Source organism: Phenylobacterium sp. (assembly GCF_036495085.1).
In the GTDB taxonomy this organism is placed as follows: Bacteria; Pseudomonadota; Alphaproteobacteria; order Caulobacterales; family Caulobacteraceae; genus Phenylobacterium.
The window spans coordinates 18,103-43,913 of sequence record NZ_DASXNL010000087.1 but is presented as its reverse complement, the minus strand read 5'-3'; the positions used below and the strand labels follow the sequence as shown (position 1 = coordinate 43,913).

General features: G+C 65.6%; 24 protein-coding genes. 10 read left to right on the top strand and 14 right to left on the bottom strand.

Annotated features, from left to right (window positions below; genetic code table 11):
- Nucleotides 1-6: 6 nt before the first annotated feature.
- The 6 genes from ccoN to VGI62_RS10235 form a co-directional block, all read right to left on the bottom strand.
- Nucleotides 7-1,491, bottom strand: coding sequence for a cytochrome-c oxidase, cbb3-type subunit I (gene ccoN / locus VGI62_RS10260; protein WP_414695672.1), 1,485 nt, complete (start codon nt 1,489-1,491; stop codon nt 7-9).
- Nucleotides 1,492-2,116: 625 nt separating this feature from the next.
- A complete protein-coding gene (locus VGI62_RS10255; protein ID WP_331504386.1) occupies nt 2,117-3,331 on the bottom strand; it encodes a DUF2252 family protein in 1,215 nt (404 codons plus the stop codon).
- Nucleotides 3,332-3,336: 5 nt separating this feature from the next.
- Complete coding sequence (locus VGI62_RS10250; RefSeq protein WP_331504385.1) at nt 3,337-3,852, bottom strand: hemerythrin domain-containing protein; 516 nt, start codon at nt 3,850-3,852, stop codon at nt 3,337-3,339.
- Between the two features lie 175 nt (nt 3,853-4,027).
- Entirely contained in the window at nt 4,028-4,387 is a 360-nt protein-coding gene (locus VGI62_RS10245) for a hypothetical protein (protein ID WP_331504384.1), read from the bottom strand.
- Between the two features lie 74 nt (nt 4,388-4,461).
- Nucleotides 4,462-5,220, bottom strand: coding sequence for a VC0807 family protein (locus tag VGI62_RS10240; RefSeq protein ID WP_331504383.1), 759 nt, complete (start codon nt 5,218-5,220; stop codon nt 4,462-4,464).
- Complete coding sequence (locus VGI62_RS10235) at nt 5,217-6,035, bottom strand: SDR family oxidoreductase (protein ID WP_331504382.1); 819 nt, start codon at nt 6,033-6,035, stop codon at nt 5,217-5,219. Before VGI62_RS10235 ends, VGI62_RS10240 begins: the two co-directional genes overlap by 4 nt.
- 101 nt (nt 6,036-6,136) lie before the next feature.
- Here VGI62_RS10235 and VGI62_RS10230 point away from each other — a divergent pair, with 101 nt between their 5' ends.
- Entirely contained in the window at nt 6,137-6,733 is a 597-nt protein-coding gene (locus tag VGI62_RS10230) for a helix-turn-helix domain-containing protein (RefSeq protein WP_331504381.1), read from the top strand.
- Nucleotides 6,734-7,368: 635 nt separating this feature from the next.
- Here VGI62_RS10230 and VGI62_RS10225 read toward each other — a convergent pair.
- Complete coding sequence (locus VGI62_RS10225; RefSeq protein ID WP_331504380.1) at nt 7,369-7,788, bottom strand: hypothetical protein; 420 nt, start codon at nt 7,786-7,788, stop codon at nt 7,369-7,371.
- 370 nt (nt 7,789-8,158) lie between these two features.
- On the opposite strand from VGI62_RS10225, the gene VGI62_RS10220 reads away from it, so the two are divergent.
- The 6 genes from VGI62_RS10220 to VGI62_RS10195 all read left to right on the top strand — a co-directional run bounded on the left by VGI62_RS10220 (nt 8,159) and on the right by VGI62_RS10195 (nt 13,898).
- Nucleotides 8,159-8,812 (top strand): glutathione S-transferase family protein, encoded by a 654-nt coding sequence (locus VGI62_RS10220; RefSeq protein ID WP_331504379.1) that lies wholly within the window; start codon nt 8,159-8,161, stop codon nt 8,810-8,812.
- Between the two features lie 210 nt (nt 8,813-9,022).
- Nucleotides 9,023-9,976 carry a S1/P1 nuclease gene (locus VGI62_RS10215; RefSeq protein WP_331504378.1) on the top strand — a complete coding sequence of 318 codons (954 nt, stop codon included), beginning with the start codon at nt 9,023-9,025 and terminating at the stop codon, nt 9,974-9,976.
- Nucleotides 9,977-10,051: 75 nt separating this feature from the next.
- Nucleotides 10,052-10,270 (top strand): hypothetical protein, encoded by a 219-nt coding sequence (locus tag VGI62_RS10210; RefSeq protein WP_331504377.1) that lies wholly within the window; start codon nt 10,052-10,054, stop codon nt 10,268-10,270.
- A gap of 452 nt (nt 10,271-10,722) precedes the next feature.
- Nucleotides 10,723-11,856, top strand: coding sequence for an acyl-CoA dehydrogenase family protein (locus tag VGI62_RS10205; RefSeq protein WP_331504376.1), 1,134 nt, complete (start codon nt 10,723-10,725; stop codon nt 11,854-11,856).
- Between the two features lie 12 nt (nt 11,857-11,868).
- A complete protein-coding gene (locus tag VGI62_RS10200) occupies nt 11,869-13,128 on the top strand; it encodes an acyl-CoA dehydrogenase (RefSeq protein WP_331504375.1) in 1,260 nt (419 codons plus the stop codon).
- Nucleotides 13,125-13,898 carry an SDR family NAD(P)-dependent oxidoreductase gene (locus VGI62_RS10195; protein ID WP_331504374.1) on the top strand — a complete coding sequence of 258 codons (774 nt, stop codon included), beginning with the start codon at nt 13,125-13,127 and terminating at the stop codon, nt 13,896-13,898. Before VGI62_RS10200 ends, VGI62_RS10195 begins: the two co-directional genes overlap by 4 nt.
- A gap of 276 nt (nt 13,899-14,174) precedes the next feature.
- Here the strand turns inward: VGI62_RS10195 and VGI62_RS10190 are convergent, their stop codons facing one another.
- From VGI62_RS10190 to VGI62_RS10170, 5 genes are all read right to left on the bottom strand, one after another.
- The gene (locus tag VGI62_RS10190; RefSeq protein WP_331504373.1) at nt 14,175-14,723 is read right to left on the bottom strand and encodes a hypothetical protein; all 549 of its coding nucleotides are present in this window, start codon (nt 14,721-14,723) and stop codon (nt 14,175-14,177) included.
- Nucleotides 14,720-16,318: a PASTA domain-containing protein gene (locus tag VGI62_RS10185; protein WP_331504372.1), complete on the bottom strand. Its 1,599-nt coding sequence runs from the start codon at nt 16,316-16,318 to the stop codon at nt 14,720-14,722. Before VGI62_RS10185 ends, VGI62_RS10190 begins: the two co-directional genes overlap by 4 nt.
- A 580-nt stretch (nt 16,319-16,898) precedes the next feature.
- A complete protein-coding gene (locus VGI62_RS10180) occupies nt 16,899-18,929 on the bottom strand; it encodes a hypothetical protein (protein ID WP_331504371.1) in 2,031 nt (676 codons plus the stop codon).
- Between the two features lie 302 nt (nt 18,930-19,231).
- Nucleotides 19,232-20,185 carry a magnesium transporter CorA family protein gene (locus VGI62_RS10175; RefSeq protein WP_331504370.1) on the bottom strand — a complete coding sequence of 318 codons (954 nt, stop codon included), beginning with the start codon at nt 20,183-20,185 and terminating at the stop codon, nt 19,232-19,234.
- Between the two features lie 209 nt (nt 20,186-20,394).
- A complete protein-coding gene (locus tag VGI62_RS10170; RefSeq protein ID WP_331504369.1) occupies nt 20,395-21,435 on the bottom strand; it encodes an ATP-dependent DNA ligase in 1,041 nt (346 codons plus the stop codon).
- Nucleotides 21,436-21,683: 248 nt separating this feature from the next.
- Between VGI62_RS10170 and VGI62_RS10165 the strand changes: the two genes are divergently transcribed.
- Both VGI62_RS10165 and VGI62_RS10160 read left to right on the top strand, forming a co-directional pair.
- Nucleotides 21,684-22,280 carry a YdeI/OmpD-associated family protein gene (locus VGI62_RS10165; RefSeq protein ID WP_331504368.1) on the top strand — a complete coding sequence of 199 codons (597 nt, stop codon included), beginning with the start codon at nt 21,684-21,686 and terminating at the stop codon, nt 22,278-22,280.
- Nucleotides 22,281-22,611: 331 nt separating this feature from the next.
- Nucleotides 22,612-23,067, top strand: a complete 456-nt coding sequence (locus VGI62_RS10160) for a hypothetical protein (RefSeq protein ID WP_331504367.1) — start codon at nt 22,612-22,614, stop codon at nt 23,065-23,067.
- 274 nt (nt 23,068-23,341) lie between these two features.
- Here VGI62_RS10160 and VGI62_RS10155 read toward each other — a convergent pair whose 3' ends face one another.
- Nucleotides 23,342-24,070, bottom strand: a complete 729-nt coding sequence (locus VGI62_RS10155; protein ID WP_331504366.1) for a class I SAM-dependent methyltransferase — start codon at nt 24,068-24,070, stop codon at nt 23,342-23,344.
- Between the two features lie 185 nt (nt 24,071-24,255).
- On the opposite strand from VGI62_RS10155, the gene VGI62_RS10150 reads away from it, so the two are divergent.
- Nucleotides 24,256-25,158, top strand: a complete 903-nt coding sequence (locus VGI62_RS10150; RefSeq protein ID WP_331504365.1) for an alpha/beta hydrolase — start codon at nt 24,256-24,258, stop codon at nt 25,156-25,158.
- A 42-nt stretch (nt 25,159-25,200) separates the two neighbouring features.
- On the opposite strand, the gene VGI62_RS10145 is transcribed toward VGI62_RS10150, so the two are convergent.
- Nucleotides 25,201-25,728 carry a hypothetical protein gene (locus VGI62_RS10145; RefSeq protein ID WP_331504364.1) on the bottom strand — a complete coding sequence of 176 codons (528 nt, stop codon included), beginning with the start codon at nt 25,726-25,728 and terminating at the stop codon, nt 25,201-25,203.
- Nucleotides 25,729-25,811 lie beyond the last annotated feature (83 nt).

Genomic DNA, 25,811 nt, shown 5'->3' with positions numbered 1-25,811 from the left:
CGGTTCCTATTGCGCCGCGAGGGCGAGCAGGGTGGGCGCTGAGGCCTCGGCTTCGAGCGCGGTCGCGCCGGGCATGCGGATCGTCCGCCACACGTTGAGGGTCATCAGCAGCGTGCCGCTGAGGTACATCAGCCCCCCGATCATCCGGACGACGTTCTCGACGTGCTTGGCCGCGACGGTCTCGATGAAGGTATTGGCGAGGAAGCCCTGGGGCGTGTATTCACGCCACATCAGGCCCTCCATGATGCCGGAGACCCACATCGAGGCGATGTAGAGAAGGACGCCTGTGGTCGCGATCCAGAAGTGCCACTCGACGAGGCGCATGGACCACATGGACTTCTTCTTCCAGAGCCACGGCACCAGGCAATAAATGGCCCCGAAGGTGATGAAGCCGACCCAGCCGAGTGCGCCGGAATGCACGTGGCCGATGCCCCAGTCGGTGTAGTGCGAGAGCGCGTTGACCTCGCGGATCGACATGACCGGACCCTCAAAGGTCGCCATGCCGTAGAAGGCCAGCGAAGCGACCATCATCCGGACGACCGGGTCGGTGCGCAGCTTGTCCCAGGCGCCCGAGAGCGTCATTAGGCCGTTGATCATCCCGCCCCAGGACGGCATCCACAGCATGATCGAGAAGGTCATGCCCAGCGTCTGAGTCCACTGGGGCAGGGCGGTGTAGTGGAGGTGGTGCGGGCCAGCCCAGATGTAGATGAAGATCAGCGCCCAGAAGTGGACGATGGACAGCCTGTAGGAATAGATCGGGCGCTCGATCCGCTTGGGTACGAAGTAGTACATGATCGCCAGGAAGCCGGCGGTCAGGAAGAAGCCCACGGCATTGTGGCCGTACCACCACTGGACCAGGGCGTCCTGGACGCCGGAGAAGGCCGAGTAGCTCTTGTGGTTCAGCAGGCTGATCGGCATCGCCAGGTTGTTGACGATGTGCAGCATCGCGATGGTCGCGATGAAGGCTAGGTAGAACCAGTTGGCCACGTAGATGTGGGGTTCCTTGCGCTTGAGCAGCGTCCCCAGGAAGATCAACAGGTAGGCGACCCAGACCACGGTCAGCCAGATATCGGTGAACCACTCGGGCTCGGCGTATTCGCGGCTCTGCGTGACGCCGGAGAGATATCCGATCGCCGCGGAGACGATGAACAGCTGGTAGCCCCAGAACACGAACCAGGGCCAGACGCCGCCGGCGAGCCTCGCGCGACAGGTTCGCTGAACGACCCAGAATGACGTGGCTATCAGGGCGTTGCCGCCAAAGGCGAAGATCACGCCCGAGGTGTGTAGCGGTCGCAGCCGGCCAAAGTTCAACCAGCCTTGCGATGGAACATAGAAGATGTCGGGCCAGGCGAGCTGGCAGGCGATGACGACGCCGGCCAGCATGCCCACAACGCCCCAGAACAGGGTCGCAATGACGCCGGCGCGGATCACGCCGTCTTCGTAGCGGCCGGGCGTCGCCTTGAACCAACCTTCCGCCATGCCGATCGTCATGGTCGCCGTCGCGAGGACGAAGGCCCCCGTGTAGATCCAGCCCTGCAAGCGGAAGAGCGGGTCCTGCGTGAACGCTGTCGCCATCAGGCAGAGGAGGGCCCCTAGGCCGCAGGCGGCGTAGAGCAGGACCGAGCCGAACAGCATCTCGTCCTCTTGAGCGGTTATGGCTGTCATGGCCCCCGGGCTTCCTGCGTTGCTGCGCGAGGGGATGCCGCAGCCGGCCAAGCGTGACCTTGATATTGGTCAAGGCTCCGGCGGCCACGAGCGGGCAGGGTGGTTCGACAAAGCCGGGAGTTGAGTGAGTGCCTGCTACGAACGCCGCGCAAATCCTCCGCAAGTCCGGTGTCGTGCTGATTGGCGCGGCCCTGCTTTCCGCCGAAGCGGCTTGGCTGCATATGCGCAGTCTTGCGCAGGCCTACGGCGAGATTTGCGGATCCCGCGCCGGGATCCCAGCGCATTGTCCAGCGTGCTACGCGAGCGCGGCGCTCTTCGTTTCCGCCGTCGCCGCTTTCATCCGGGCCCCACCGGACCGCTCATCGGTCAACCCGATCCGCGGCGCTTTTCACGGAATGTGCGCTGGGACGGCCGAAGTCATGTCGCCCGCCTGGCGCGCCGGCGCCGGCAATCAGGCTGGCTGGGACAGCGCAAATCGGCGGCAGTGTTCTAGGTAGGCCGCCTCGTGGGTTCCGATGAGCTCGACCACGTTCGACCAAAGCCACGCCGGGGCTTCCAGTGTCGAGGTTCCGGCCTTCTTCAGCGTCTCGCGCCAGGCCGCGCGCGCTCCGGCGTCCATCTGACGGCCATGAGCCCGGCCGACAACACCGCCAAGGTAGCGGGCAAGGGCGGTCGCCTTCTTGGGGCTGAGCCGATCCACCTCGATCTTGAGATCTTGCGGCATCAGCTCGCGCAAGACGACGGCCTTGTCCAGGAGCCGGGCCGCGATCATCCTTTCGCCAAGGTACGGCGACAGCGCGCGCGCGCCCGTCACCACGCGTACCGCGTTGTCCCGCGGCATCGTCTCGTCAGCCGCCCTTGGGGCGGCCGCCGCCGTCGCTTCCTTGACGTCGATCAAGCAAAGGCTCGAAGACGCGCCATCACTGACCCGCAACATGGCGGCATAGCGAAGGCGGCCGAGAGAGCTGCATCCTTTCATCCAATAGGCCGCGTCGACCAGTTCGACGGCGTCATCGGCGCCGCGTCCATTCAAAGCACTGATCATGGCGCTGAGGTCGCGATCCGAAACCAAGGCCTTTAATGCGGCGGTTTCTTTGCGGTCCAGATGCCAGAACTTGCGGCCCAGCGGCACCCTCGGCTCAACCGTGTCGAGGCGCTCGGCCGCCAGGTGCCGCCACCGTCGCCGTACGGAGCGTTCCAGCAACGCCTGGATCTCCACCGGCCGATGGCTCTTGTCACGTTCCCCCTCGAAAACTCCGCCCAGGGCAGCCTCATAGCCCGCTGCCAAGTGTTCCAGGATCTTGGCGGTGGTGACGCCAGGAAGGTCCGAGCCGCGAGCGGCCGAGGCCAGCGAAAGTCCCAGGCGGATCAGGTCATGCGCGGGGTTGCCGATCACGGTCTGATCCAGGTCGCGGATCTGCACCGCCACTCGGCCCTTGGCGTCGGCCAAGGGGCCCAGGTTTCCGACGTGGCAGTCGCCGCAAATCCAGATCGGTGGCCCCTCGGGGACCTTGCCGGCGCTATCTTCCAGCCAGGCGTAGAACTTTGCCGTGCTGCCCCGGACATAGGCATGGGCTGACCGCGCCATCTTGAGGTTTCGCGCGGACGCCAGCGCCTCGGCCCTGTCGGCCGGGCGGATCGCGCGCCTGACGGGTCGAGCGGTCATCTGGCTTAGGCGAGCGCGGTTCCCGTGAGCGTTGGAGTTTCCGGCTGGGGCAGGCCCTTAACCTTGTAGGCCAGGGTCAGGCGCGCCTTTTCGGCGGCCACCTGTTCGCCCAGCGCCTCCATATCCAGACCGGCCTTTCGGGCCTGGCTGAACATGCCTTCGACGCGTTGCTCTTCTTCCTCGACGTGATGCTCCATCATTTCCGAGAGCACCGTCACCTTGGCGTCGTAGAAAGGTGCGTCTGGGGCGTCGGCCTCGATCTCGGCGATCAACACTTCGGCCGCATCGTGCTCGACACAGGCTTCGTCCAGCAGGGACTCGTCCACCGCGCCCTTGCAGGCTGGATAGAACACGTCCTCCTCGATCTTGGTGCGGACGGTTAGAGCCAGGCAGATCTCCTTAGCCAAGGCTCGCTCCCTGCCATTCCCCTTCGCGGATCCGAACCTCGCGAACAAGTCAGCCACCCTGCGGTGATCGGCTTTCAGCAGCGCGATAGCGTCGGGCCCGGCAGCGGTTGTCATGGGATGCCCCTTCAAGGTCGCCCACCCAACGTCGCGGACATAAGAGGGGTTCCGGCCCGGCCGGCTCCGGAGTCGGCCGGACCGGAACTCTTTCGAGGGACCTTTGCTAAGGGCACACCTGACTTGCGCCAGAGGCGACGTCACAAACCCGACGGGCCGATGGATGGCGCCCCCATCACCTTCCCATGCTTTCCGCGTCGCCATCTGACCAGTGAGGCAACGGGACGAAGAACGTGGTGACCGGCTCGACTTCGCTGGCGCCGCCCATCACAGCGCCGCTTGGAACGTTCGCGCCCCATTCGGACGTCGCCATCCGCGGCAGGAAGAACAGGAGGTGGGGATGCCAGTGGCCTGCGGCCGAGTCGCTCAAATAGCCGCCTTTCGACATCATGTAGGCCATGGCGCCGACCTCTGGGGCCGTGAACTGCTTCGCGGCGAGCGCCGCTTTGGTGCGGTTGATCAGGTCGGCCTTCGACGCGCCCGCCAACACCCATTCGGTCCGCTTGAGGTAGGCCGGCAGGACCGAGCGCACCACCGCCGGGTTGAGGCAGATCGGCGCGCCCGTCCCTGTCGGCGCACAGCACCAACGTCGCCTTGATGCGCAAGGTGTTATCCATCGGTACGGCTACAACCGCTGCCGCCAATTGCCTGGCCGCGAGGCGAAGCGGGCGCCGCTCGGTCCGCCACGGCTTTCGCTACCGCCACGCGGCGTCTGGCATACCAGAAGGTCCAGGCCGTAAGCCCTCCGACCATCGAGATGCCGATGACCTGGCTGACCAGCATGAACTGCTGGACGGTCGTGACGAAGATGAGGGCGCACGTGAGAGCGGACTCAGCGACGAGGCCTACCCCCCAAACCAGCGTCATAGTCATCATCGCGCGCCGGAAGATCGGGCTGTCGCGCAGGCCCTCTATCGTCTCGAGATCGGACGCCGCGCCGATGCGGTTCAGCCGGGCGCGGGAAAGCTGATAGATCAAAGGTTTGCCGATCGCTGCGGAGCCAAGGAAGATCAGGCCGATCGCGGCGGCGACCAAGTGCTCACGCAGCTGTAGGAAACGCACCCCTCCGCCACCGAAGAAGCCGACCAGCGACAGTGCGATGCCGGCCAGCACGATCAGCGACAACGCATCGACTCTCCGTCGACGGACAAACTGGATGATCGACCAACCGATGGGCGGCGTGGACGCGGCTATCAATGCCCCGACATCGCCGAGGAATGCATGGGCGAGCCGATAGATCAGGAAAGGTATGCCAAGGTTGACCGCGAGCTCGAGCACGGTCGCAGGGCCCTTCTCGCGTATCTGCTGCCCGATCCGGCCCAAGGCCTCGCGCGACCGACTAGACGTTGGATAATCCATCGCGTTCATGCCGAGAGATCGCTGCGCGCCAGACACTCTACGCCGGCATCGGCGAAGAGGATCTGGCCGGTCATCTGCGAATTGGCGGGATCGACACACCAGGCAAGGAGGGCAGCGGCCTCCTCAGGCCGGCCGGGAAAGGCGCCGGCCAGCGGGACCATCCTTCCCATCGCTTCGCGGTGCTGGGGATCGGACAGTACGTAAGCCGCGGCGGGCGTGTCGAAGAAGCCTAGCGCGACAACGTTCAGCGGGATGCCGGCGCCGCCCCACTCAGGGGTGGGCGCCGCCCGACGGCACCAGAGCTGCAGCGCGCGCTTTGCCGCGCCGTAGAGGTCAAGCGACAGCTGCGCGACATCGGGCACGAGCCCGGAGCTGGCTTGTCCAAGCTCCCCGGCGCGGTACGCCCGCCGCGCCTCGGCCAGCGCGCCCGCCTCGTCCATTGCCAGGCAGAAGTCGACCAGCTTCGGCGGCGGCGAACGCAATGCCGAGATTGACGAGACGGCGACCGCTCGCGGCGCCACGCTACCGGCTAACAGCGGGCGTAGACCTTCGAGGTTGGCGACCGCGCCGAAGAAGTTCAGCTGTAGGCTGGTTTCGGCGGGGCCTCCGCCGGCGTTGGCGACGATCGCGTCGATCCGTCCGCCGGACGCTGTTTTGACGCCCTCGACCAGGGCTGTCCTGCCCTCGAGCGTCGTCAGGTCGGCGATCACCTCGGCATCGTGCAGGTCGCAAGAGATGACCCGCGCGCCGCTCGCTCTCAGCCGCGCTGCCGTGGCGGCCCCTATGCCCGAGGCGGCGCCGGTGACGACGCAGGTCCTGTCCATGAGCCTTCTCCCGGAACAGAAGTAAATGTCGATTTACATCATCTGCAAATTAAAGTAAATGCGAATTCACTTGCTAAGCTGGATCGGTGGCTGAGGGTGAGATGCCCACGAAGACCGCAACGAGCGCCAGGCCGGCGCGTCAAAGACGAGGAAGCGACTCGACCCGCGTGCGCATCCTCGTGCAGGCCGAGCGGCTGTTCGCCGACCGCGGCTTCAACGGGGTCACTATGCCGGCAATCGCCGAAGCCAGCGGGATCACCGCCGGCGCGATCTACCGACATTTCAAGAGCAAGGCTGAGCTGTTTTTTCTGGTCGTGAGGCGGGCGGTGGAAACTGCGCCGATCTCACCGGAGGCTTCGCTGCCGGAGATCGTGTCGACCTACACGAGCCGGCGGCTGCTGCGCGTCCGTCAGATAGCGGTCGAAGTGCACTATGCCGCAGCGAGGGACCCGGCCGTCCGTCGCCTGCTGCGCCGCTCGGTCGATCTGCAGATCGCCGCGATCAGCGAGAACGTGGCGGCGGCTCAGCGTACGGGCGCGCTTGGGGCAAACGCGGATGCTGGGTTGGTGGCCTCGGCGGTGATGGTTTTCATCATGGGTCTCATGCACCTCGAGACACTTGATCCGAAGCTGGTCGGCGATCCGCGCTGGGAAGTCTTCGTGAGAGACCATGTGGCGGCGCTGATCGGCGAGGGCTGACGGATTGCCTGCAAGAGCCTGCGCACGCCGGTGGACCTGGTCATTGGAGGCGGAGAAATATGGCTTCGGCGCCTTTGCCGGCAGCTCGGCGTCGCCGCCCGGAGCGAAGCTGGTCCGGGTCCGCAAGTCCGGCGCGGCCGTGAGTTCGCATTCCGACAGCTCGATCGTATTCGGCTCAAGCCCCGGGCCTCGCAGGCATGGCGAGCGGCGAGCATCACGCCGCCGTCGCGCCGGTCGGCGAACGAGTGCGGCAGGCTCTCCACGCAGGCCGCGTACTGCGTGATGGGCCCGGTGGGCAGGCCCATGACAACGTGGCAGATCTCGCCGATGCGGCTCATCTTCGCGTCGACAGGCGATCGGGGTTGTAAGGAGCCAGCGCGGCACAGGCGGCAAGCCAAGCGCTGCCCAGCATCGCCAGGCCAATCCGCACGGGGCAGACGAGGCGTGCAATCGAGTGTCGGGCACGAGCCGAAACTCCAAGAAGATCTCACGCGAAATCCTCAGTCCCAGGGATCGAATAGGCCCGATGCGAACCTACGCCAAGGGTCGGATCCACGGCTTTTGACTCTCGTTGCAAGGGGGTGCCGAGGCCGCCGGTGACCGGACAGTGTGGGAAACCGGTCGAAGGGGGGCTTTCAGGCCAGCATCAGTATGTTGACGGCCCCGACCAGCCGTCCGCCGCGCCCGAAAATCGGGGTTGGAAAAGGCTTGAAGGGTACGCGTGTGCCGTCTGGCCGCTCCGCGACTGTGGAGGCGCCGCGGATGGGCTTCCGCTCCCGGATCGCCACGGCCAGCGGGCACTCATCGTGGGGAAGGAATTTTCCGTCATTGGTGTAGAGCTTCCACGTTACGCACCATCGGTCCTTGCCCAGCGCAGGCGCTCGCCCGGCAAATGGCTCGCAAGCATCGTTTGCGTAGACCACGACGCCTTCCTCATCGGTCAGGTAGATCGGCGCCTCTTGAGCTTCGAGCACGGCGCGCGGGTCGTAGTCCTTGAGCGCCACCGCAGCAGCCGCGGAGGTCAGCATATCGTCCGTGATGGCCAGTCGCGGCATCTGCGCGTCCCCGGTCCCATGTAAAAAAATAAGCCCTCCGAGGCATTTCGCCAAACGATGTTTTCCGGTTCCGATGCCGGGTTGATCGGAGACCTTCGTTTTCGGCAATCCGAGTGGTCCAACCCGGCCATTGAACAAGAGACAGACGCCGCGGTGGCGGGCCAGGCCGTGTGTGCGGACATTCTGGTTATTGGTCACATCGGCAAAAGGCGCGCAGTCTTGCCCAACCTCTCTTCGCCCGAACCGATGCCCGAGCTATTCTAAGGAACATTGGGGTGGGATTTGCCGCACGGAGAAGCTCGGCGTCGGGCAGCCCAGTCTGTCGCTATGTTGGTCACGATGGCGTCACGCAAAAGTTCGGAACTCTCCGATGACCCCCACCATCACCGCCTTTGAACGGTCTCCCGACGGCGGCAAAGGACTTGCGCGTGACATGCGCGTTCGCTGGGCGCTTGAAGAGGTGGGCCAGCCCTACGACGTTCGACTCGTTTCATTCGCCGAGATGAAGGAGCCCGCGCATCGTGCGCTCCAGCCTTTCGGGCAGATTCCGACCTATGAAGAAGGCGACCTCGTCCTGTTCGAGTCCGGGGCGATCGTGTTCCATATAGCCGAGCGCCATGCGGGCCTCTTGCCAGACGACGCAAATGCCCGGGCGCGCGCGATCACGTGGGTGTTTGCCGCGCTTAACACGATAGAGCCGCCGATCGTTGATCGCTCAATGGCCAGGCTTGTGGAGGGCGACAAGACCTGGTTCGAACAACGCCTGCCGGACCTGGAGGACCGCATCCGTGACCGGTTGGGCGAACTTGCCGCTCACCTTGGCGATGCCGACTGGCTCGATGGTGAGTTCAGCGCCGGTGACCTCATGATGGTGTCGGTGCTGCTCAGGTTGGGCGGATCGGGCATGCTGGACGAATATCCCAACCTCTCCGCCTATGTGGCCCGCGGCGAAGCTCGGCCTGCCTACAAGCGTGCGTTCGCCGCGCAATTGGCGGTCTTCACTGGCAAGTCACCGACCGGCTGAGGGATGCCCGTTTTGAGCCCAACCGGTTGAGACCGGTCCCAATCGAGACGCTGGGTTAGCGCGGCCAGGCTTTGGCGCGCTAGGGGTCGAGCACGCCTTCGCGACACACCCGCAAGCAGCCTCCGAAGTTTCGTCCAGTCCGCAACTCGCGCGGGACGTGTGAATCTGTCGCATTCCTCCTATAGTGACGCTCCGGACCGGGAGGCGATCATGCGGCCATCTGCGACCTTTCGAGCGTTGGGGTGTTCTGCGGTTGCGGCAGCCCTAGCGGCCTGCCCCACTGCGGCCGGCGCCTGGGGCGATCAAGGCCACGAAATCATTGCGGCGCTGGCGAAGAGCTACTTGAAACCCGCCGTGCTGACGAAGGTGAACGCCCTGCTCGCCGCGCACCAGGACAACGTCCCGATCGCTGCGGACATGAGCACCCGCGCCACTTGGGCGGACAAATACCGGGATCAGGACCGTCCGACCGGCCCACAATACCTCGGCACCCGTAATTGGCATTTCGTCGACACGCCGCTTGCCACCCCGACCTCCAATGCCGCCGTCGCCACGGCGCTTGCCCAGGTCTGTCCGCACCCGACGTTGAACGGACCCGCAAGCCTGGGGGCGCCGCCGGACGACTGTGTGGTCGACAAGATCAAGCAGTTCGAGGCGGAGCTGGCGGACAAGACCGTTCCCCAGCCTGAACGCGTCTTTGCTTTGGAGTTCCTCCTGCATTTCGTGGGCGACGTGCATCAGCCCCTGCACGCGACCGACGACAATGACCGCGGCGGCAACTGCGTCCTGATCCACGGCGGCCCGAACGGCCAGCAGATAAACCTGCATGCCTATTGGGACACCCGGATCATCGAGATCCTGATGAACGGCGCCACGCCCACCGATTATGCCAATTCACTGAAGGCCCAGATCACGCCCGGCCAAAAGGCGGCCTGGGAAACGGACGACGCCACGGCCTGGGCGATCGAATCCTTTAAGGTCGGCAAGGCTAAGGCCTACAAGCTGAATGTCGCGCCGCTGCCCAGCTGCGCCAATCCCAACCACGGCGCATCCGTAATCATGCTGCCGGCCAACTACGAAAGCGACGCCGCCGCGGCCGCCAAGCTGCAGTTGGAGAAGGCGGGCGTGCGGCTGGCGTTCATCCTGAACAAGGCGCTCAGCTAGGTTGCCCCCGCATCCCTGGGCGGGATGGAGGCCAGGCGCCAAGGGCCATCAACGCTTGTAGCGCACGTCGGCGAATTGGACCTTCACGCCATCCGGATCGTAGAGGTAGAGCTGGTTTCCGAATTCCACGACGGGCTTGGCCTCCGGGATCGCCCGCTTGAGGTCCGCGAGGAGCGCCTGCGGATCATAGCCATCAACCCCCAGGCAGACGTGATTGAGCCCGTATTGGTGTGCGGGTTCGATCTTCTGCGAGTAGAGGCCAAGGAAACCGTTCTCCAGGCGGAACTCGCATAGAGGCCCGGCATCTCGGTTTGGACGGTATAGCCCGTGAGGCGGCTATAGAACGCCTTCGATCGGGCGACGTCCGCGGTCGTTATGCTGACGTGGTTCAGGGTTCGAGTGCTTACCAGCATTACCCCTTCGGGTTGAGCAGCGGCCCTGCTCGCAGCGCTCGATGCAACACACATGGCTGCAACCGCTTCGGCTAGTCCCCGGCGACTGCTCGTCCGCGTTTCATACAGGCCGATCGATCTCTTCTCGCATGAAGCCCCCATTAGTTGAGATAACAATGTTACAATGCTGAGCAGCTGGGTCCATTCCTGCGTGCGTTTGGCGGTGGGCTTAAGCGTCGGTGCAAGCTCGGCTGGCGGTTCACGATTGCGATTGTCAAACGGGGCTGGACTGGCGTTGCGTCAGGCCGCTCAAGTGGGCGCCTACTTCCGAGGCATCCCTAGGAAAACGCCGCCATGAACCTGGACTTCTCCGACGAGCAGAAGGGGTTGCAGGACCAGATCCGCCGCTTCCTCACTGAGCGCTGCCCGCCCTCGACGCCGAGGGCGATCCTTGAGGGACCGGAACTGTTCGATCGGGCGCTCTACCAGGGCCTGGCGGACATGGGCGTGCTGGGGGCGGCGATTCCTGAGGAATACGGCGGGGCCGGAATGAGCCATCTGGAGCTGTGCCTGGCGGCCGAGGAGCTCGGCCGCGCTCTCGCGCCGGTCCCCGTGTCGTCGTCGATCTACCTGGCGGCGGAATTCCTGCTGCAGGCCGGGTCTGAGGCGCAGAAGCAGGCGTGGCTGCCGAAACTGGCGAGCGGCGAGTTGATCGGGACGTTCGCCTTCGTGGAGGGGCAGGGGCGGATGGACGCCGGCAAGATCTCGGCGGTCGTGAAGGATGGTCGGCTGAGCGGCGTGAAGTCGCCGGTGCCCGACGGCGGCTGCGCGGACGTGGCGATCGTGGCCGCACGCTCGGGTGCGGGCAGGGGGGAGGCGGCGATTTCCCTATTCATCGTCGACCTGCGCGGGCCCGGGGTCAAACGCGAAACCCTGGAGACGATCGACCCCTCACGGGGCCAGGCGCGGATCAGCTTCGAAGGCGCCCCTGCAGATCCGCTGAGCGGCGAGGGCGATGGCTGGCGGATCGCCGAGACGGTGATGGATCGGGCCGCGATCCTCATGGCGTTTGAACAGATCGGCGGGGCAGACCGGGCGCTGGCAATGGCGCGTGACTACGCCCTGGACCGCATGGCGTTCGGCCGCCAGATCGGCTCGTTCCAGGCGATCAAGCACATGCTGGCCGACATGTACGTCTCGGCCACGCTTGCGCGGTCCAACGCCTACTACGGCGCCTGGGCGCTCTCGGCGGGCGCGGCGGAGCTGCCGTTGGCGGCGGCCACTGCGCGGGTCTCGGCCACCCAAGCCTTTCAGCATTGCGCCAAGAACAACATCCAAGTGCATGGCGGCATGGGTTTCACCTGGGCATTCGACTGCCACCTGTTCTACCGGCGCTCGAACGCGCTCGCCTTGGCGTTGGGCTCGCTCAGCACCTGGGAAAACCTGCTGATCGAGCGCATGCGCGATTCCAACACCGAAGCGGCCTGAGGGAGCAGAACCATGGATTTCGAAGACACACCCGAAGAAGCCGCTTTCCGCACCAAGGCTCGCACCTGGATCGACGCCAATGCGCCCAAGCATTTGGAGGCCGAGCTCAAGCGCGCCGGCTTCGCATCCAGCGGCGTCGAAAGCGAGGACCCGATGGCGGCGTCCAAGGCCTGGCAGAAGAAGAAGGCCGGCGCCGGCTGGGCCTGTCTGCATTGGCCGAAGGAATATGGCGGCGGCGCCTATTCGCCCATCGAGCGGGTGATCTGGGGCCAGGAGGAGGGAGTGTACGGCGCGCTCTCCGGCCCCTTCATCATCGGTCATGGAATGTGTGGGCCCACCGTCATGGCCTGGGCTTCGGAGGAGCATAAGCAGCGTCTGCTGCCGCCGCTCGCGTCCGGCGAGGAAATCTGGTGCCAACTCTTCTCGGAACCCGCGGGCGGCTCGGACCTTGCGGGATTGCGCACCAAGGCCGTGCCCGCGAACGATAGTTCAGGCGACTGGATCGTCAACGGGTCCAAAGTATGGACGAGCGGCGCCCAGCACTCTCAGTGGGGCCTCCTCATCACGCGAACCGATCCCAACGTACCGAAGCACAAGGGCTTGACCATGTTCTTCCTGAGCATGGATTCGCCGGGCGTCGAGGTCCGGCCGATCAAGCAGGCGAACGGGCAGTCGGGCTTCAACGAGGTGTTCTTCAACGACGTGCGGATACCGGATTCGCAACGGCTGGGCGCGGTGGGGCAGGGGTGGGAGGTCTCTCTGACCACGCTGATGAACGAGCGGCTATCGATCGGGTCAGGGATGTCGACGGGCTTTCCCGAGCTCTTCCGGTTCTGCCTGGAGGCAAAGATCGACGGGCGCCCGGCGGTGGATGATAGCGCGGTGCGCTCTCGGCTGGCGCAGTTCGCAGTCAGACAAAGCGGACTGAAGTACACCGGCATGCGGGCGATCACGGCGCTCTCGAAGGGGCAGACGCCGGGTCCCGAGAACTCCATCGGAAAGTTGGTTGCAGGCGCGACCATGCAGGAACTGGCCATGTTCGCGCTCGATCTTCAGGGGCAGGCGGGCGTGGTTCAGGATGCCGACAGTCCGATGAATGCCCGGTTTCAGGGGATGCTGATGCGCTCACCGGCCACCCGGATCGAAGGCGGCTCGGACGAGATCCTGCGAAACATAATCGCCGAGCGGGTGCTCGGCCTGCCCGGCGACATCCGGGTCGACAAGACGGTGGCGTTCAAGGACATCCCGACCAGCGGTCGGAGCAAGGCATGAGTTTTCCCCTGCCTAATGCTTCCACTGATCTTAGCGGCCAGACCGCCCTGGTCACCGGCGCCTCGTCTGGCCTGGGCCTGCGGTTCGCCAAGGTCCTTGCGAGCAGTGGCGCCAAAGTGGCGCTGGCGGCGCGGCGACTGGATCGGCTCGAAGACCTGGCTGCGGAAATCAGGGCGGACGGCGGCCAGGCGGTCGCAATCCAAATGGATGCGACCGACGCAGATCAGCTGATCGCGGCCGTCGCGGAAGCTGAGGCCAAGCTGGGGTTGGTGACCATCCTGGTCAACAACGCCGGCATCCCTGACGCTCAGCGCGCGCACAAGATGTCGACTGAGTTGATCGACCGGGTGCTGGACGTCAACGTCCGCGCCCCATTCATCCTGTCCTGTGAGGTGGCGCGACGGCTGCTGGACAACAAGCAACCCGGGCGCATCGTCAACATCGCTTCCTCGGCGGCCTACGACTATTCCGGTGGGGGCGCAGCCCTCTATTCGGTTAGCAAGGCGTCCGTCGTCCGGATGACGGAGGCGCTCGCGGTCGAATGGGCCCGGTTCAACATCAACGTCAACGCCATCGCCCCAGGCGCCTTCGCCTCGGAGATGATGGCCGGCATGCTCGAGCGCGTGGGCGACATTTCCCAGCATTTCCCCCGCAAGCGCATTGGCGATCCGGCGCAACTCGACTCGACGCTGCTCTACCTGGTCTCGCCTGCGTCGGAGGCGGTGACCGGCACGTCGATCCGCGTGGATGACGGCCAGGGCCGACGCTAGCTAGGGAGGCCGTTGTCCGGCCGCCAGTCGCCGTACACGCCGCACGGTAATAGCGCGTGGCCGCGGTAAGATAACTCGCAGTCTCCAACCGTGATCATGGTCGAAAGCCGAGTAGCCTCGGCCGAGGCTAGGCCCTGACCGATCAGAGGCGGACGGCGGGCCAGAGGCGCGGCGATGCCGAAGCACAGCAGGACGCCGGGCGCCCATAGGACGGCGAACTTGGGGATGGCGGAGAGCGGCCATCCGGCCTGATGATGTCGCGGTTGCGCCTGGGCACTACGGGATCTTCCAGCCCGGCGTAAAGCTGAGACGACCGGGCAGGTTCAGATGCGCCAGGGTCCAGGGGGCATGGAGGGGAACCGCACCGCAGCTCAGGATGACCGTGGTGGCGCAGTCGCCGGGCGCCACGGCAACGAGGGCGCCTTCCGCGATCGAGAGCGAGGCGTTGTCGAACGCCGCAGTCACCGCATAGGAGAGCTTCAGCGGCGGCGCCTTCCAGCCGCCGAAGGTGAGCTGCAACGCCGGGCTGGCCTTGAGGCTGAGGTGATGCTGGCCGAGCGGCACAACGGCCGCCTCCCCGCCCGCGGTGTGCTTGGGATCGCGGTAGGCCCGGAGCGCGGCGACGGTCACCCAGGCCTGCGCCAGCTGTTCGCAGAGGTCTATCCCGCTCAGCGCCTTGCGCAGACCCTCCAGCGCGCGGTCCTCCACCAGCGGCCAGGCGATGGCGCCCGACTGTTCGCCGACGTGCTTCTTGATCTCTGCGCCTAGGCCCTCGACCTCCTTCGGCAACAGGTCGCTGAACGTCAGCCGTGCGGGTTCGCTCATAAGGGGGACGCCTCCTCGATGCGGCCGGGGCCGGGGTCGCGCAGGCCGTCGCCAGAGGCCGGCGGCTCAAGCTGCACAGTCCAGTTCAGGCGCACGTCCGGGCCGGCGAGCGCAGCGGCGTCCGACTGGCCGGCGTACTCGATGGGCCCCAGTAAGGCCTTGATCCCAAGAAGGCGCCGCAACGCCAGGATCACGACCCCTCCGGCGAGCGCCAGCAGCAGCGCCCCGAGGGCCGCCGTCCGCGCGACGTCGATCTGCCGCGGCGGCGGTTGGGGAGGTTGGACTTTGGCGGCCGGCGCCGGCGGCAAAAGCGCCGCAGGCGGCGGCGCGGTCAGCCGCGTGGAGTCCCCCGTTGGGGGCGCCCCAGGGGTCTCGGCTGGCGGCACAGCCTGCGCAGCGGGGAGGGCAGGCTTTGCCGGGTTCGGCGCTGCGCGCGGGGATGGGGCCGCGGGCGGCGGCTCCACGCCGCGGGGTGGAGGGGGCGGCGGCGCGGCAACGTGCGGCTCCGCCAGTGTCGCGACCGGCGCCGGCTCCGCCGGCCTCGCATAGGACCCATCGGAAACCCAGATCCTGACTTGAGGATGGCCCTCCAGGGGCGCCCCGGGCGCCGGGGACTGCTCGACGACTTCATCGAGGGGCCTGCCCGAGGGAACGTGGAGCGGGTTGGGCGCCGCGAGGTCGACGCCCGCCAGGTCCTGACGGGCCACCTCCAAGCTTTCGCCGATCAGCTTGGGCATCGAGCCGGAACTGTGCCCTGCATGCGGCGGCCCGCTGTCACCGGGCGGGCCGGTCACGCGTCCCGTCACGACGCCTGGGATGGTCTGCTGGCCTCGGCTGGAGTCCGCCGGCAGCTTTGGAGGGCCTTGCGAGACCGACAGCGAGATCGTCGTCTCCCGTGTCACTGGCGATCCAGCGCTGGGCGACTGGTCGACGATGGTGTCGGCCGCGCGGTCCGAGGGATGGAACACCTCGCGCACCCTGTTCAGCCGGTAAGGGGTCGCGAGTAGTCTGCGCGCCTCAGCTATGTTGCGGCCTACCAGGTACGGCATCGTCGGGGCCTCGACCTGGGAGCCAACGGGGACGGACACCCCGTCCCGGGTTCCGGTCGGCGCCCGGGTCACGGCAGCTGCCGGCGGCGCCGGGGCCTGCGACACCGCCAGCACGATCGTCGTCTCCCGCGTCACCGGCGATCCGGCGCGGGGCGACTGGTCGACAATGGTGTTGGCCGGCTGGTCCGAGGGGTTGAACGTCTCGCGCACCATCTTCAGCCGATAGAGGGGCGCGATCAGCTTGCGCGCCTCACCTATGCTGCGGCCGACAAGGTTCGGCATGGTCGCGGCCGTGAAGACGGAGGGACTAGCCTGGGTTTCCGGTGGAGCCGGGCTTACCGCAGCCGCCGGAGCTGTCGTGACGCGAGCCGGCGCGGCGAGCGGGGCGGTGCGCCGCTCCTCTAGAGCCGCCGGCGAGACTCGGCTTGGTGGCGTCTGCGTCAGCCCGCGGGTCGGCAGAAGACACAGGGGCGTCACGATCGAACCGCCGATCGCCACCCATCTGGCGACGGTGGAAGCCTTGCGGCCGTGGGCGAGCTTGAGCATCGCCGCATCTTCCCCAGCCCGCCCGGCCAACCGCCGGGGGAAGCCTTGGATCCACCTCCAGCTTAGCAGCGTAGGGTTGTAAGGACCAGCTTGCCCGAACCGCCGGCTCCGCCATCGTGACCGCCGCGGCGCAGACGGCGGCGCGAGACTGACCTTGTGGTCACTTCAGGGTGAAAAACCCTGGGTTGCGTGGCGAATATGGATCGGCGGCCGGCGCGTGTATCTCCGGCGCGTGTCGACGACGACGAGGGCGAGGTGCTGGATATCTTGGTCCAGAAGCGGCGCAACAAGCATGCGGCTGAAGCTGCTGAGGCGGCTGCTAAAAGACCAAGGGATTCACCCCGAGACGATCACCACGGATCGTCTGGATCGGCGTCAGCGGCCGTTGCATGCGGACCCGAGTAAACGGGTCTTGCGCCGGAAGCGGTGGGCAGGCGACTCGTCGGAGACGTCAGGGGTGTCCCCACGTCTGCTTCCGGCTCATCTCTGCCGTTGCGAACGTTCGCTCCCGGCCGCATCGCCTCGCAGGCAGAGCAGACTGGCGAGCGGGATGCGCTGGCGCCGCTCCCGCCGTTCGGCGCTATTCGGTGCAGAAGGCGATCCAATCGTCGTACTCGCCGCCAAGCTTACCGTATCCTTCGGTCAGGTTCAGGGTGGTGGTGATCCAGGCGATATAGGCGCACGGCTTGGCGGCGGACATGTCGAAATCCTGGCCGCCGGCGGGAGATGTCGCTTCGCCAATCGCCGAGATTGCTGGGAAGACGGCCGCCGGCGGCGGAACGCCCGGCCCCTGGATGTAGACCTCGCAGGTTCCCAGGTAGGGGTGATAGGCGGTGAACAGAACATGGATGTGCCCGTGCAAGTGGTTGCACCCGCCGCCAGTGATCAACTCCTGAATGTCCAGCGACACCAGCGCCGTCCTGGGGTTCACAGGCGCCGGCGGATTGCCGGCCCAGTCGGGGTGCAAGTTGTAGGCATAGGTGGTGTTGCTAAGCGCGATCTTCACCCGGTCGTTGGCGCTGATCGCGGCATGAGACACGGCGTTGCGCGATTCGAACGATATCTTGTAGTGCGGCTTCTCCGATTGATCTGCTGCTGGGACCGAGTCGCCGGCCAGGATGGGCAGGGGCACGGCGACGGAGCCGAAAACCTCGTCTGTCAGCGTCGTGGTCATCAGGTTGGCGAGACCGCCGGTCGGAACGAAACGACCCACCCCGCCGAACACCAGATTGTTCTCGCGCGGAACCGCGATCCAGCCATCGGGCGCAGAGACGGTCTTGTTAACTGATACGGTGAGGGGCGGCCCCGGCTGATTGATGGTGATGGTGTTTTGCGCCGGGTCAGGTTGGTTCACCCAGTAGTTGGCTGAGGTGAGCTTCCAGGCCAGCGCTACGGAGTCCCAATACCAATACTCCAGCTGACCGATCACCGTCGGCGCGATCTGCGCCGCCGACATCACGACAGGCCCGCCGCCCAGCGGATATTTTTCGGTCAGGAACCGATATTCCATCGCCGTGGGCGTCGTACCGTCGGGGAGTATGCCGATCAGGGGAATATTGGAGGTGAAGGCCAGGCCTCCGGCTGTCGTGGTCCCATCGCCCGTGAAATCTCCCCAGATCGGATCGACCCGGTACGAGCCAACATGGGTGAACAGGGGAATGGTTTCCGGCGGCGGACAAACGCAGAAACAGAATATCCGGCAGACCTCGAAGCAGATCCAATGACAGAGCTGGATGCAGAACCGCTCCAGCTGGAATTCCTTGACCAGGGCTGCGTAGGCCTCGCCGTTTTCAGCGCCGACTGCGTCGACCAGCTTTGCGATGGCGCCCGGGGTCGCAGCCAGCTTCTCGCATGCCGCCGCGAAGGCCCGCATTTCCTCGATCGAGCTTTCCAGGGCGAAGGGGAATTGGGCGCAAAGGCGCAGGCAATTGAGCACACAATGCCAGCTGCAGATCCATTCACAGATGTAGATGCAGCTGCCGCCTCGTCCGAGAAGACCTGCAAGGATCTCGCAGTCGACCGCCTCCGCCCCCTTTATGACCTGGGCCAGGACTTCGCGATCCTTGGCCAAGCTGCCGATGGCCGCCCCGGCGATGGCCAGTTCGTTGATGAAGTGCCGGGGCGGCGGAGGTTCGGTGGCGCAAACAATTTCGCACAGCAGGCGGGCGTGGACCTGACAGGCCCAGAAGCACAGCAAATGGCAGAACCGCTCGATCTTCAGTTCGCCCACGAGCCGTCGGTAAGCCTCCGGGTCCCGATCCTGAATGGCGTCGACGAGGCGCTCGATCAATTCCTCGTCGCCGGTGATCCGGGCAATGATGTCGGCGAATTCCGGGATGTTGGCCACGGTGACCGGGTCGCCCGTTGGCGGGCCGCAAAACTCGATGCAGCGCAGGACGCATTCCTTGACGCGGATCCATCGGCAAACCAGGTCGCAGTCGATATCGACCTTTGACACCCGAAGGATGCGTTGGAACGATTCAGCGTCGGCCGCGCGAAACGCATCGACGGCGGCCCGAAAATTGGTGTCGTTCTGGGCCAGGGCGCCAATCGCGACGCCGGTTTGGCTCAGATTGGGTACGAGTTCGGGGGACGCGGCGGGGTTGGTCACGGGCTATTTCCTCAAAGAGGCGCCTTTTCCATCCGGAGATGGATTTCAACGGGATCGCAGCTTTTCAGGTCAAATAGAGCGCACGCCGCCGCCGAACATTAAAGTTCTTGCGACCTTGCTCACAACTTTAGGTAGAATAACCATCGGGTTTCGAATGTCACTTCACAAGCGCGTCAATCGATAGGGGCCGAACAGCGCCCGTCGACCGCCTGCTTGAATGTCGAGCTTGGGGAGCAGAGCCAAGGACTGCATCTGGCGCACTGCGGTGGGAAAAGCTCGGCGCGAGGCGGCCGCCAAGGCGCTCAGAACCACCCCTTCACCTTGAACCAGATCAGCGGCAGGACCGCGCTGAGGACGATCACGGCGAGGCCGTACTGGTAGCCGAACGACCAGTCATATTCGGGCATGTTCTTGAAGTTCATGCCATAGACGCCGGCCATCAATGTGGGCGGAATCCCGACGATGGAGACGATCGTCAGCACCTTGAAGATGTCGTTCTGGGCGATGCCGATGAGGCCGACCAAGGCGTCGAGAACGAACTGAACCTTGTTGGCCAGATGCTCGTCGTAGTCGGACAGCGACGTTAGGTCATGACGCAAGCTGGCCAGGCGCGCCTTGATGTCGGGTTCCGAGGCCGAACACCCGAACTGTTCGGTGAAGGCGACGATGCGGGTTAGCCCTAGCAGGCTGTCGCGCACCTCTGACAAGCGATCGCCGAGGCGTCCGACCTGCCGCAGTTTGGCGCGCAGCGCCCGGTTGGACTTCAACGCATGGTTTTCGCGGTCGTCGACACGGAAGGCCGCCGTCGACACGGCCGTCAGTTCCTCGGCTAGGTGCTCGAGCCCGTCAGCGATCCGGTCGACGATCTCTTCGCAGAGCTCAGTGAACACCTCTGGGCCGCCCCCCTTGATGGCCTCGGCGGCATTGAGCCGCGCCATCACCGCTTCGAAGGCGGGGCTGTCGGCGAAGCGGATCGTCACCAGGCGCTCTGCGGACAGCACAAACCCGAGCGGCGCCGTCGATGCGTCCGGGCTGGGGCGTAGCGCCATGGGCGTGCTCATGGTCAGCACGCCCTTGCGTTGCCGAAGCCGGCTCGACATCTCGATTTCGCTGAGCGCGCCGCGCCGGGGCAGAGAAGCGCCGATCTGGGTTTCCACGGCCGCGATTTCGTCATCCGTCGTCGGGAATAGGTCCAGCCACACCGGAGCTGAAGCGGCCGCGCCACCGTCGCTCGGCTTGGGGTAGATGTTCAGCATGACCTCAGGACCCCGATTTCTCGCGACGCCCCGGCTCTACCTGAAGGGCGGGCACAAGTAAGCGATACTCCGGCCAGGGCTCAATTGGCGGGGGCGCCGCCTTAGCCGTAATCGCGATTTTTGCACTTTGAGGGACGGCCTGACCAATTCAAGGGGCGTTGGAATGTCCGCCAAAGGCCAGCTGCGCTCCCAGCGCAGCGGGGCGATGCCTAGGACAGGCCTTGCCCCAGCAGGCTGGTCGACTCCGAGCGAAGCTGAGCCACGGTGCATTGACGCGGGGCCTTGTCCGGCCGCCAGCGCAGCAACGTCGTCCCGTGCCGGAAGCGCTCGCCGGTGACGTGGTCGTAGCGGACCTCGACCACCAGTTTTGTCTTCAAAGGCGTCCATTCGGCGGAACGGCCGTTGCTCCAGCGGCTGGGGCCGCGCGGCGCGTCGCCGGTGAAGCCCGGGCCGCCGACGAGCTTCTCCAGCCGCTTGGTCAGCTCCGGCCGTTCGGCGTCGGAAATCGCTGAGGTGAAGCCCACGTGATCGAGCCGGCCGGCCTCGTCGTAGAGGCCGAGCAGTAAGGAGCCGACTTCCTGGCTGTTGGCCTCGTAGCGGAAGCCACCGACCACGCAGTCGGCGGTGCGCAGGCGCTTGATCTTCAGCATGGCGCGTTCGCCCGAGGCGTAGGGTCCGTCCAGCTGCTTGGCGACGACGCCGTCTAGCGCAGCGCCGGTCCGGGCGAGCCAGGCCCGGGCCTCGTCGACGTCATCGGTTCCGGGCGTGAGGCGCAGGCGGGCCGCGCCGGAGAATCGTTCGAACAGCGCCTCGAGAGTTGCGCGGCGACGGGTCAGCGGCGCCTCGGCGAGGCTATGGCCGCGGGCGTCCGCCAGGCAGTCGAAAAGCACGAAGGTCGCCGGAGTGTCGGCCGCCAGCTTCCGCACGCGGCTCTCCGCCGGGTGCAGCCGCATCTGCAGGGCGTCGAAGGAGAGCTCACCATGCACCGGGATTGTCAGTTCGCCATCGAGGATGAAGCGCTCTACGGGCAAGGCTTGCAGGAGGGCGGCCACATCGGGGAAGTAGCGGGCGAGCGGCTTGCCGGACTTGGCCCGCAGGTCGACGATTTCCCCGCTTCGGAAGGCTATGCAGCGGAAGCCATCCCACTTGGGCTCGAACCGCCAGCCCGGACCGGTCGGCAACGCCTGGACCAGCTTCGCCTCCATGGGCCGAAAGTCGAGGGGGAGCGGCAGGTCGGCCAGCGTGGTCATGGTTTGACTCAATCCTCGCGGCGGGCGGCCGTTCCGAAGCCGCCCGAAGCATCCCAGGAACTCGATTTGCGGGTCGCCTTTCGGCATAGGATTGAATGTCTGCTGCTGGCTGCGCAGAGCGGTCCAACGCGGGCCCGAAAGCGGATGCGCCAAAGGACCGGAGAGGGTGTGTTGCGGTCACTGCAATCTGCGTTGCACTTGCTCCCATCCCATCGACCGAGGCGGTCCCCGTCGCAATTGGAGTTCGCGTGCCTTCGCCAGAACTTCCGCTCCTGACCTTTCGAGACGCCGGCGCCTTCGAGGCTTGGCTCGCAGATCAGCCGCAAACAGCCCGTGGGGCTTGGCTGACATTCGGCAAGCCGGGCGCACCGGAGGTGACTCTAAGCAAGTCGGATGCGATCGACAGCGCGCTCGCCTATGGCTGGATCGACGGGCAGCTCGGGCGCGTGGACGCGCACTACTACAAGGTCCGGTTCACCCCGCGTAGAGCCCGCAGCGCCTGGTCCCAGGTGAACCGGGAGCGCGTGGAGCGCCTGATCGCCGATGGTCGAATGAAGTCTGAAGGCTTGGCTGAGGTGACGCGGGCGAAGGCCGACGGACGTTGGGACGCCGCGTACGCGCCCCAGGGGCGTGCGACGCCCGACCCGGACCTGGCGGCCGCGCTCGACGCGCAGCCCAATGCGCGCCGGTTCTTCGACAGTCTTGACGCTGCGAACCGCTACGCGGTGCTCTATCGCGTGCATCAGGCGAAGGGGCCGGACCGTCGCGCCGCGAAGATCGCCGAAATCGTGGCGCGGCTCGCGTCAGGCGAGGCTTTTCATCCCCGTGGCAAGCGCCGCGGCTAGCTGAGCGTCAGGGCGGCCAGCCGCTCTCCTCCTATCCGTTGAGGGTCGGAGTCGGCCTTAGGCTCACCCGTCGCGAGCGGACCCGCTGAAACTCCGCTGGGGAGCGGAATTCAGACGCTCATCGCGGCGATGTCAGGCGCTCCTCGCTTTGCAGCGCTCCCGGTCCCTTGGCTATCCTCTCACTTTGACAGATGAGCCGAGCCATGGACGTGCATGTTCACTGCGCACACCCGCAGGATGCAATAATCGAGAATTCGATTGCCGATGTCTGAATTGTTCTCATGTTGATATCAGCCAACGAAGATTGGCTGATCATCGAGGAAACGAAGACATGTCGATCTCAACGCGTGTTGCCGCCATTGGTTTGGCTGCGTTGTTCTCAGTCAGTGCGATATCTGCCACCGCCCAGGTCGTGCCGAGAACCTACCAGAAGGGTCCGGTCGTTCAGGTGACGCAATGGCAAGTCGCGCCGGGCAAGCTGAATGCCTTCATGCAGGACTACACGACCAACCAGACCGCTGCCCTGGAGATCGGCAAGAAGGCCGGCTTGATCCTGAGCTATGGCGCCGCGACGGTCATTGCCCGCCGCGACGGAGAGCCCAACGTCATCACCCGCATCACCTTTAAGGACCTGGCGGCCCTGGACGGTTCGTACGAAGCGGGGGACAAGCGGGCCATCTCCGTCTACGGCTCGTTGGATAAGGCCGCCCAGGCCGCGGCGAAACGCAGTGAATATGCGACCCAGGTCGGGACCATTCTGTACCAGACGCTCGACCCGCTGAAATAGACAAGCTCGTGGCGGGGATTGGCGCGATGCCTGCGCCGACCCCCGTCCTATCCGCAGGCTACAGGCCGCCCGGGCTTCCGAGGCCGGAGGACGCACCGTCCGCTCGGGGTCGATTCTCCCCGTTGGGTCAGCGCCGGCAACTCTCCGTCCGTGGAACTGGAGCTGACCCCGACGGCCGCTCGGGGCGCAAGCCGGTTCAACCTCGTCCACTCATTTAGGGCCGGAAAGCGGACGCAACAGATGACGGGGCAGGGTGGCGAGCGGCCATTTGCGATCAGTCCGCGACCACGAGCCGGTAGCCCGCGTCATATTCGTCGAGGCTGAGCAATTCAGCGTAGCGCCGCTCCCACTCCCCGGTTTCGAGGTCGCGCCTCAGTTTCTTCAACCCGGATTCAGCGTCGCCTATAGCCCAGAAGGACGAGCTGCCAGAACGGACACGCGCGTCAAGATAGGCCGTGGGTCGACGCCAGTAAGCATACAGGAATCCGTCGCTGCAATCGTGTGGCACCAGGACGGGCCTGACGTGCACCGGCCCCAACCATCGTTCATAGTCCGACATCGCCGGCATCTGTGCTTCGTCCAATGCCGCTAGTTCTGGAAGATAGTCGGTCAACCACGGGCGGTGCGAAGGATCGAAGGTGAGGAGGACGATCCGCCCGCGCGTGACACGACGAATCTCGCTCAAGCCCGCTTGCTTGTCCGGCCAGTGATGGATGGTCAGGATGGCCATGGCGGCATCGAAGCTGCCATCGGGGAACGGGAGATCGTCAGCTGTGGCCTTAATCGCCTTGGCCGCCGCCGAACTCCGATTCCGGATCATCTCAGGCGAAGGCTCGACAGCGATGACCGACCGATCAGCCGGCTCGTAGGAACCGGTCCCCGCGCCGACATTTAAAACGGTTCGCGCCGAGCCAAGCGCGCTCTCGATGATTGCCGCTATTCGCCGATCTGGCCGGCGAAGCTCTGAATAGTTGATCCCGATGCTGTCGTACTTTGCGACCACGGCGCAGCATTCTCCCGGAATGCGTTGGTAGCAACGGGTCGAGCGCCCTGATGTGATCCTTCGGCCGCTACGGGCGATGGTTGGCCATCGCTATGACCTCAAACTCGCTGATTTCGTCGCCGAGAAGAACGGCCTGATTGCGTCGTTGATCCGCTGATAAACTGCGTACAACGGAGGATATCTTCATGCCCGACGACCTGAAGGTGGAGTCGCAATTCTCCACCGGCGAAGCGATCGACCTGTGGCCCGCTGGCCCGCCGCGAACCATTGACAGCGTGCCGGAGGAGCGCTCGTTCAGGCCGCCGGCCGGCCTCGCCGCAAACACCAAGATGCTGCGCAACGTCTCCAAGCCGACAGTGGCGGTCTACCGACCCGAGTCCGGCAAGGCCAACGGCAGCAGCGTCATCGTCTGCCCCGGCGGCGGCTGGAGCATCCTGGCCTGGGAGCACGAGGGAACCGACGTTGCCGACTGGTTCGCCCGCCGCGGCTATACGGCCTTCCTGCTCAAGTACCGGGTCTCGGCGACGCCTGAGGACCCGGCCCATTTCGCCAAGCAAATGGCGCGGAACGAGGGCCTGCTAACCGAGCCCCTGACAGCCGCCAACGCGCCGACCGCGATGGGCCAGATCGTGCGCGATGAGCAACTAATCTACGCCCGCGAGATCGCCGCCGACGATGGCCGGCGCGCGCTTTCGATTGTGCGCGAGCGCGCAGATGCCTACGGGCTGAACCCCGACCGGGTTGGGATGATCGGCTTCTCCGCCGGAGCGTTCCTGGTTGTGGACGTGGCGATGGACCCTCGGGGCTCGCCGCCCGCCTTCCTGGCGCCGATCTACGGCGGCGAGACGCGCGGTCGCCCCGTGCCCGCCGACGCTCCGCCGCTCTTCACCGTGATCGCCCACGACGATCGCTTGCTGTTCCACATGGTGGAGAGGCTTTATCTCGACTGGTCGGCCGCCGACCAGTCATCCGAGTTGCACATCTTCGCCCGCGGCGCCCACGGCTTCGGCATGGTTCGACAGGGCCTGCCATCCGACCGCTGGATCGATCTTCTGGGCGCGTGGCTGGCGGATAGAGGATTCGGTTAGGGGGCAGCGATCAGTATCGGTTAGCCGGATTTAGGCTCCCAACTATACGTGCGGCTGGGCCGGGGCGGTCTGCCGACTCTCGAACATCAGGATCCAAGCGGTCAGCACCGACCTCACCAGGATCACCGTGCACGAGGCGACGGCGAGGTACAGACCGGCGGGGCTGTGGACGATCAGGGCGGCGCCGGCGGCCGCGCCCAGCAGGTAGCCCGTGCTGATCGTAACGATCATGCTTATCGGGAAGCCGCCATGATTGGCGACGAAGTGGCGCCACGTGAAAAATATCGGCAGGCGCAGGCCGAAAAGGTGCATGGCAATGAGTTCGCCACCCAGCAGTGCGGGCGGCTGGGGCACGAGGATGACCACGGCCGTCACCAGTGCCGTGAGCAAGTGGAAGGTGTTGTTGCGCGCCGCCTGGATAGTCGCGCTCATTTTGTAGTCGAGGTGTTCGCGGAAGGCGTTGAAGTGCATCGACATGACGATGAACAGCAGCCCGACGAGCGAAGCCGCCGACCCGCCGATCATCACGAACAGCTCGCGCCAGACCGCAGATGGAAAGGTTTCCGCCATGCGCCACCCCCAACTCTCCGGCGAATGGTAGGGGTAGCGCAGACGGCCTGGAAGCCCTCTCGCGCCGGCGCGACTATGATGGC

Excerpts from the sequence above, each read along its gene's own strand:
- VGI62_RS10220 (WP_331504379.1), top strand. The coding sequence starts at position 8,159 with ATGACCCCCACCATCACCGCCTTTGAACGGTCTCCCGACGGCGGCAAA.
- VGI62_RS10195 (WP_331504374.1), top strand. The coding sequence starts at position 13,125 with ATGAGTTTTCCCCTGCCTAATGCTTCCACTGATCTTAGCGGCCAGACC.
- VGI62_RS10150 (WP_331504365.1), top strand. The coding sequence starts at position 24,256 with ATGCCCGACGACCTGAAGGTGGAGTCGCAATTCTCCACCGGCGAAGCG.
- VGI62_RS10235 (WP_331504382.1), bottom strand. The coding sequence starts at position 6,035 with ATGGACAGGACCTGCGTCGTCACCGGCGCCGCCTCGGGCATAGGGGCC.
- VGI62_RS10145 (WP_331504364.1), bottom strand. The coding sequence starts at position 25,728 with ATGGCGGAAACCTTTCCATCTGCGGTCTGGCGCGAGCTGTTCGTGATG.
- VGI62_RS10230 (WP_331504381.1), top strand. The coding sequence starts at position 6,137 with ATGCCCACGAAGACCGCAACGAGCGCCAGGCCGGCGCGTCAAAGACGA.
- VGI62_RS10250 (WP_331504385.1), bottom strand. The coding sequence starts at position 3,852 with ATGACAACCGCTGCCGGGCCCGACGCTATCGCGCTGCTGAAAGCCGAT.
- VGI62_RS10205 (WP_331504376.1), top strand. The coding sequence starts at position 10,723 with ATGAACCTGGACTTCTCCGACGAGCAGAAGGGGTTGCAGGACCAGATC.
- VGI62_RS10255 (WP_331504386.1), bottom strand. The coding sequence starts at position 3,331 with ATGACCGCTCGACCCGTCAGGCGCGCGATCCGCCCGGCCGACAGGGCC.
- VGI62_RS10240 (WP_331504383.1), bottom strand. The coding sequence starts at position 5,220 with ATGAACGCGATGGATTATCCAACGTCTAGTCGGTCGCGCGAGGCCTTG.
- VGI62_RS10170 (WP_331504369.1), bottom strand. The coding sequence starts at position 21,435 with ATGACCACGCTGGCCGACCTGCCGCTCCCCCTCGACTTTCGGCCCATG.
- ccoN (WP_414695672.1), bottom strand. The coding sequence starts at position 1,491 with ATGACGATCGGCATGGCGGAAGGTTGGTTCAAGGCGACGCCCGGCCGC.
- VGI62_RS10200 (WP_331504375.1), top strand. The coding sequence starts at position 11,869 with ATGGATTTCGAAGACACACCCGAAGAAGCCGCTTTCCGCACCAAGGCT.
- VGI62_RS10185 (WP_331504372.1), bottom strand. The coding sequence starts at position 16,318 with ATGCTCAAGCTCGCCCACGGCCGCAAGGCTTCCACCGTCGCCAGATGG.
- VGI62_RS10160 (WP_331504367.1), top strand. The coding sequence starts at position 22,612 with ATGTCGATCTCAACGCGTGTTGCCGCCATTGGTTTGGCTGCGTTGTTC.
- VGI62_RS10215 (WP_331504378.1), top strand. The coding sequence starts at position 9,023 with ATGCGGCCATCTGCGACCTTTCGAGCGTTGGGGTGTTCTGCGGTTGCG.
- VGI62_RS10175 (WP_331504370.1), bottom strand. The coding sequence starts at position 20,185 with ATGCTGAACATCTACCCCAAGCCGAGCGACGGTGGCGCGGCCGCTTCA.
- VGI62_RS10225 (WP_331504380.1), bottom strand. The coding sequence starts at position 7,788 with ATGCCGCGACTGGCCATCACGGACGATATGCTGACCTCCGCGGCTGCT.
- VGI62_RS10190 (WP_331504373.1), bottom strand. The coding sequence starts at position 14,723 with ATGAGCGAACCCGCACGGCTGACGTTCAGCGACCTGTTGCCGAAGGAG.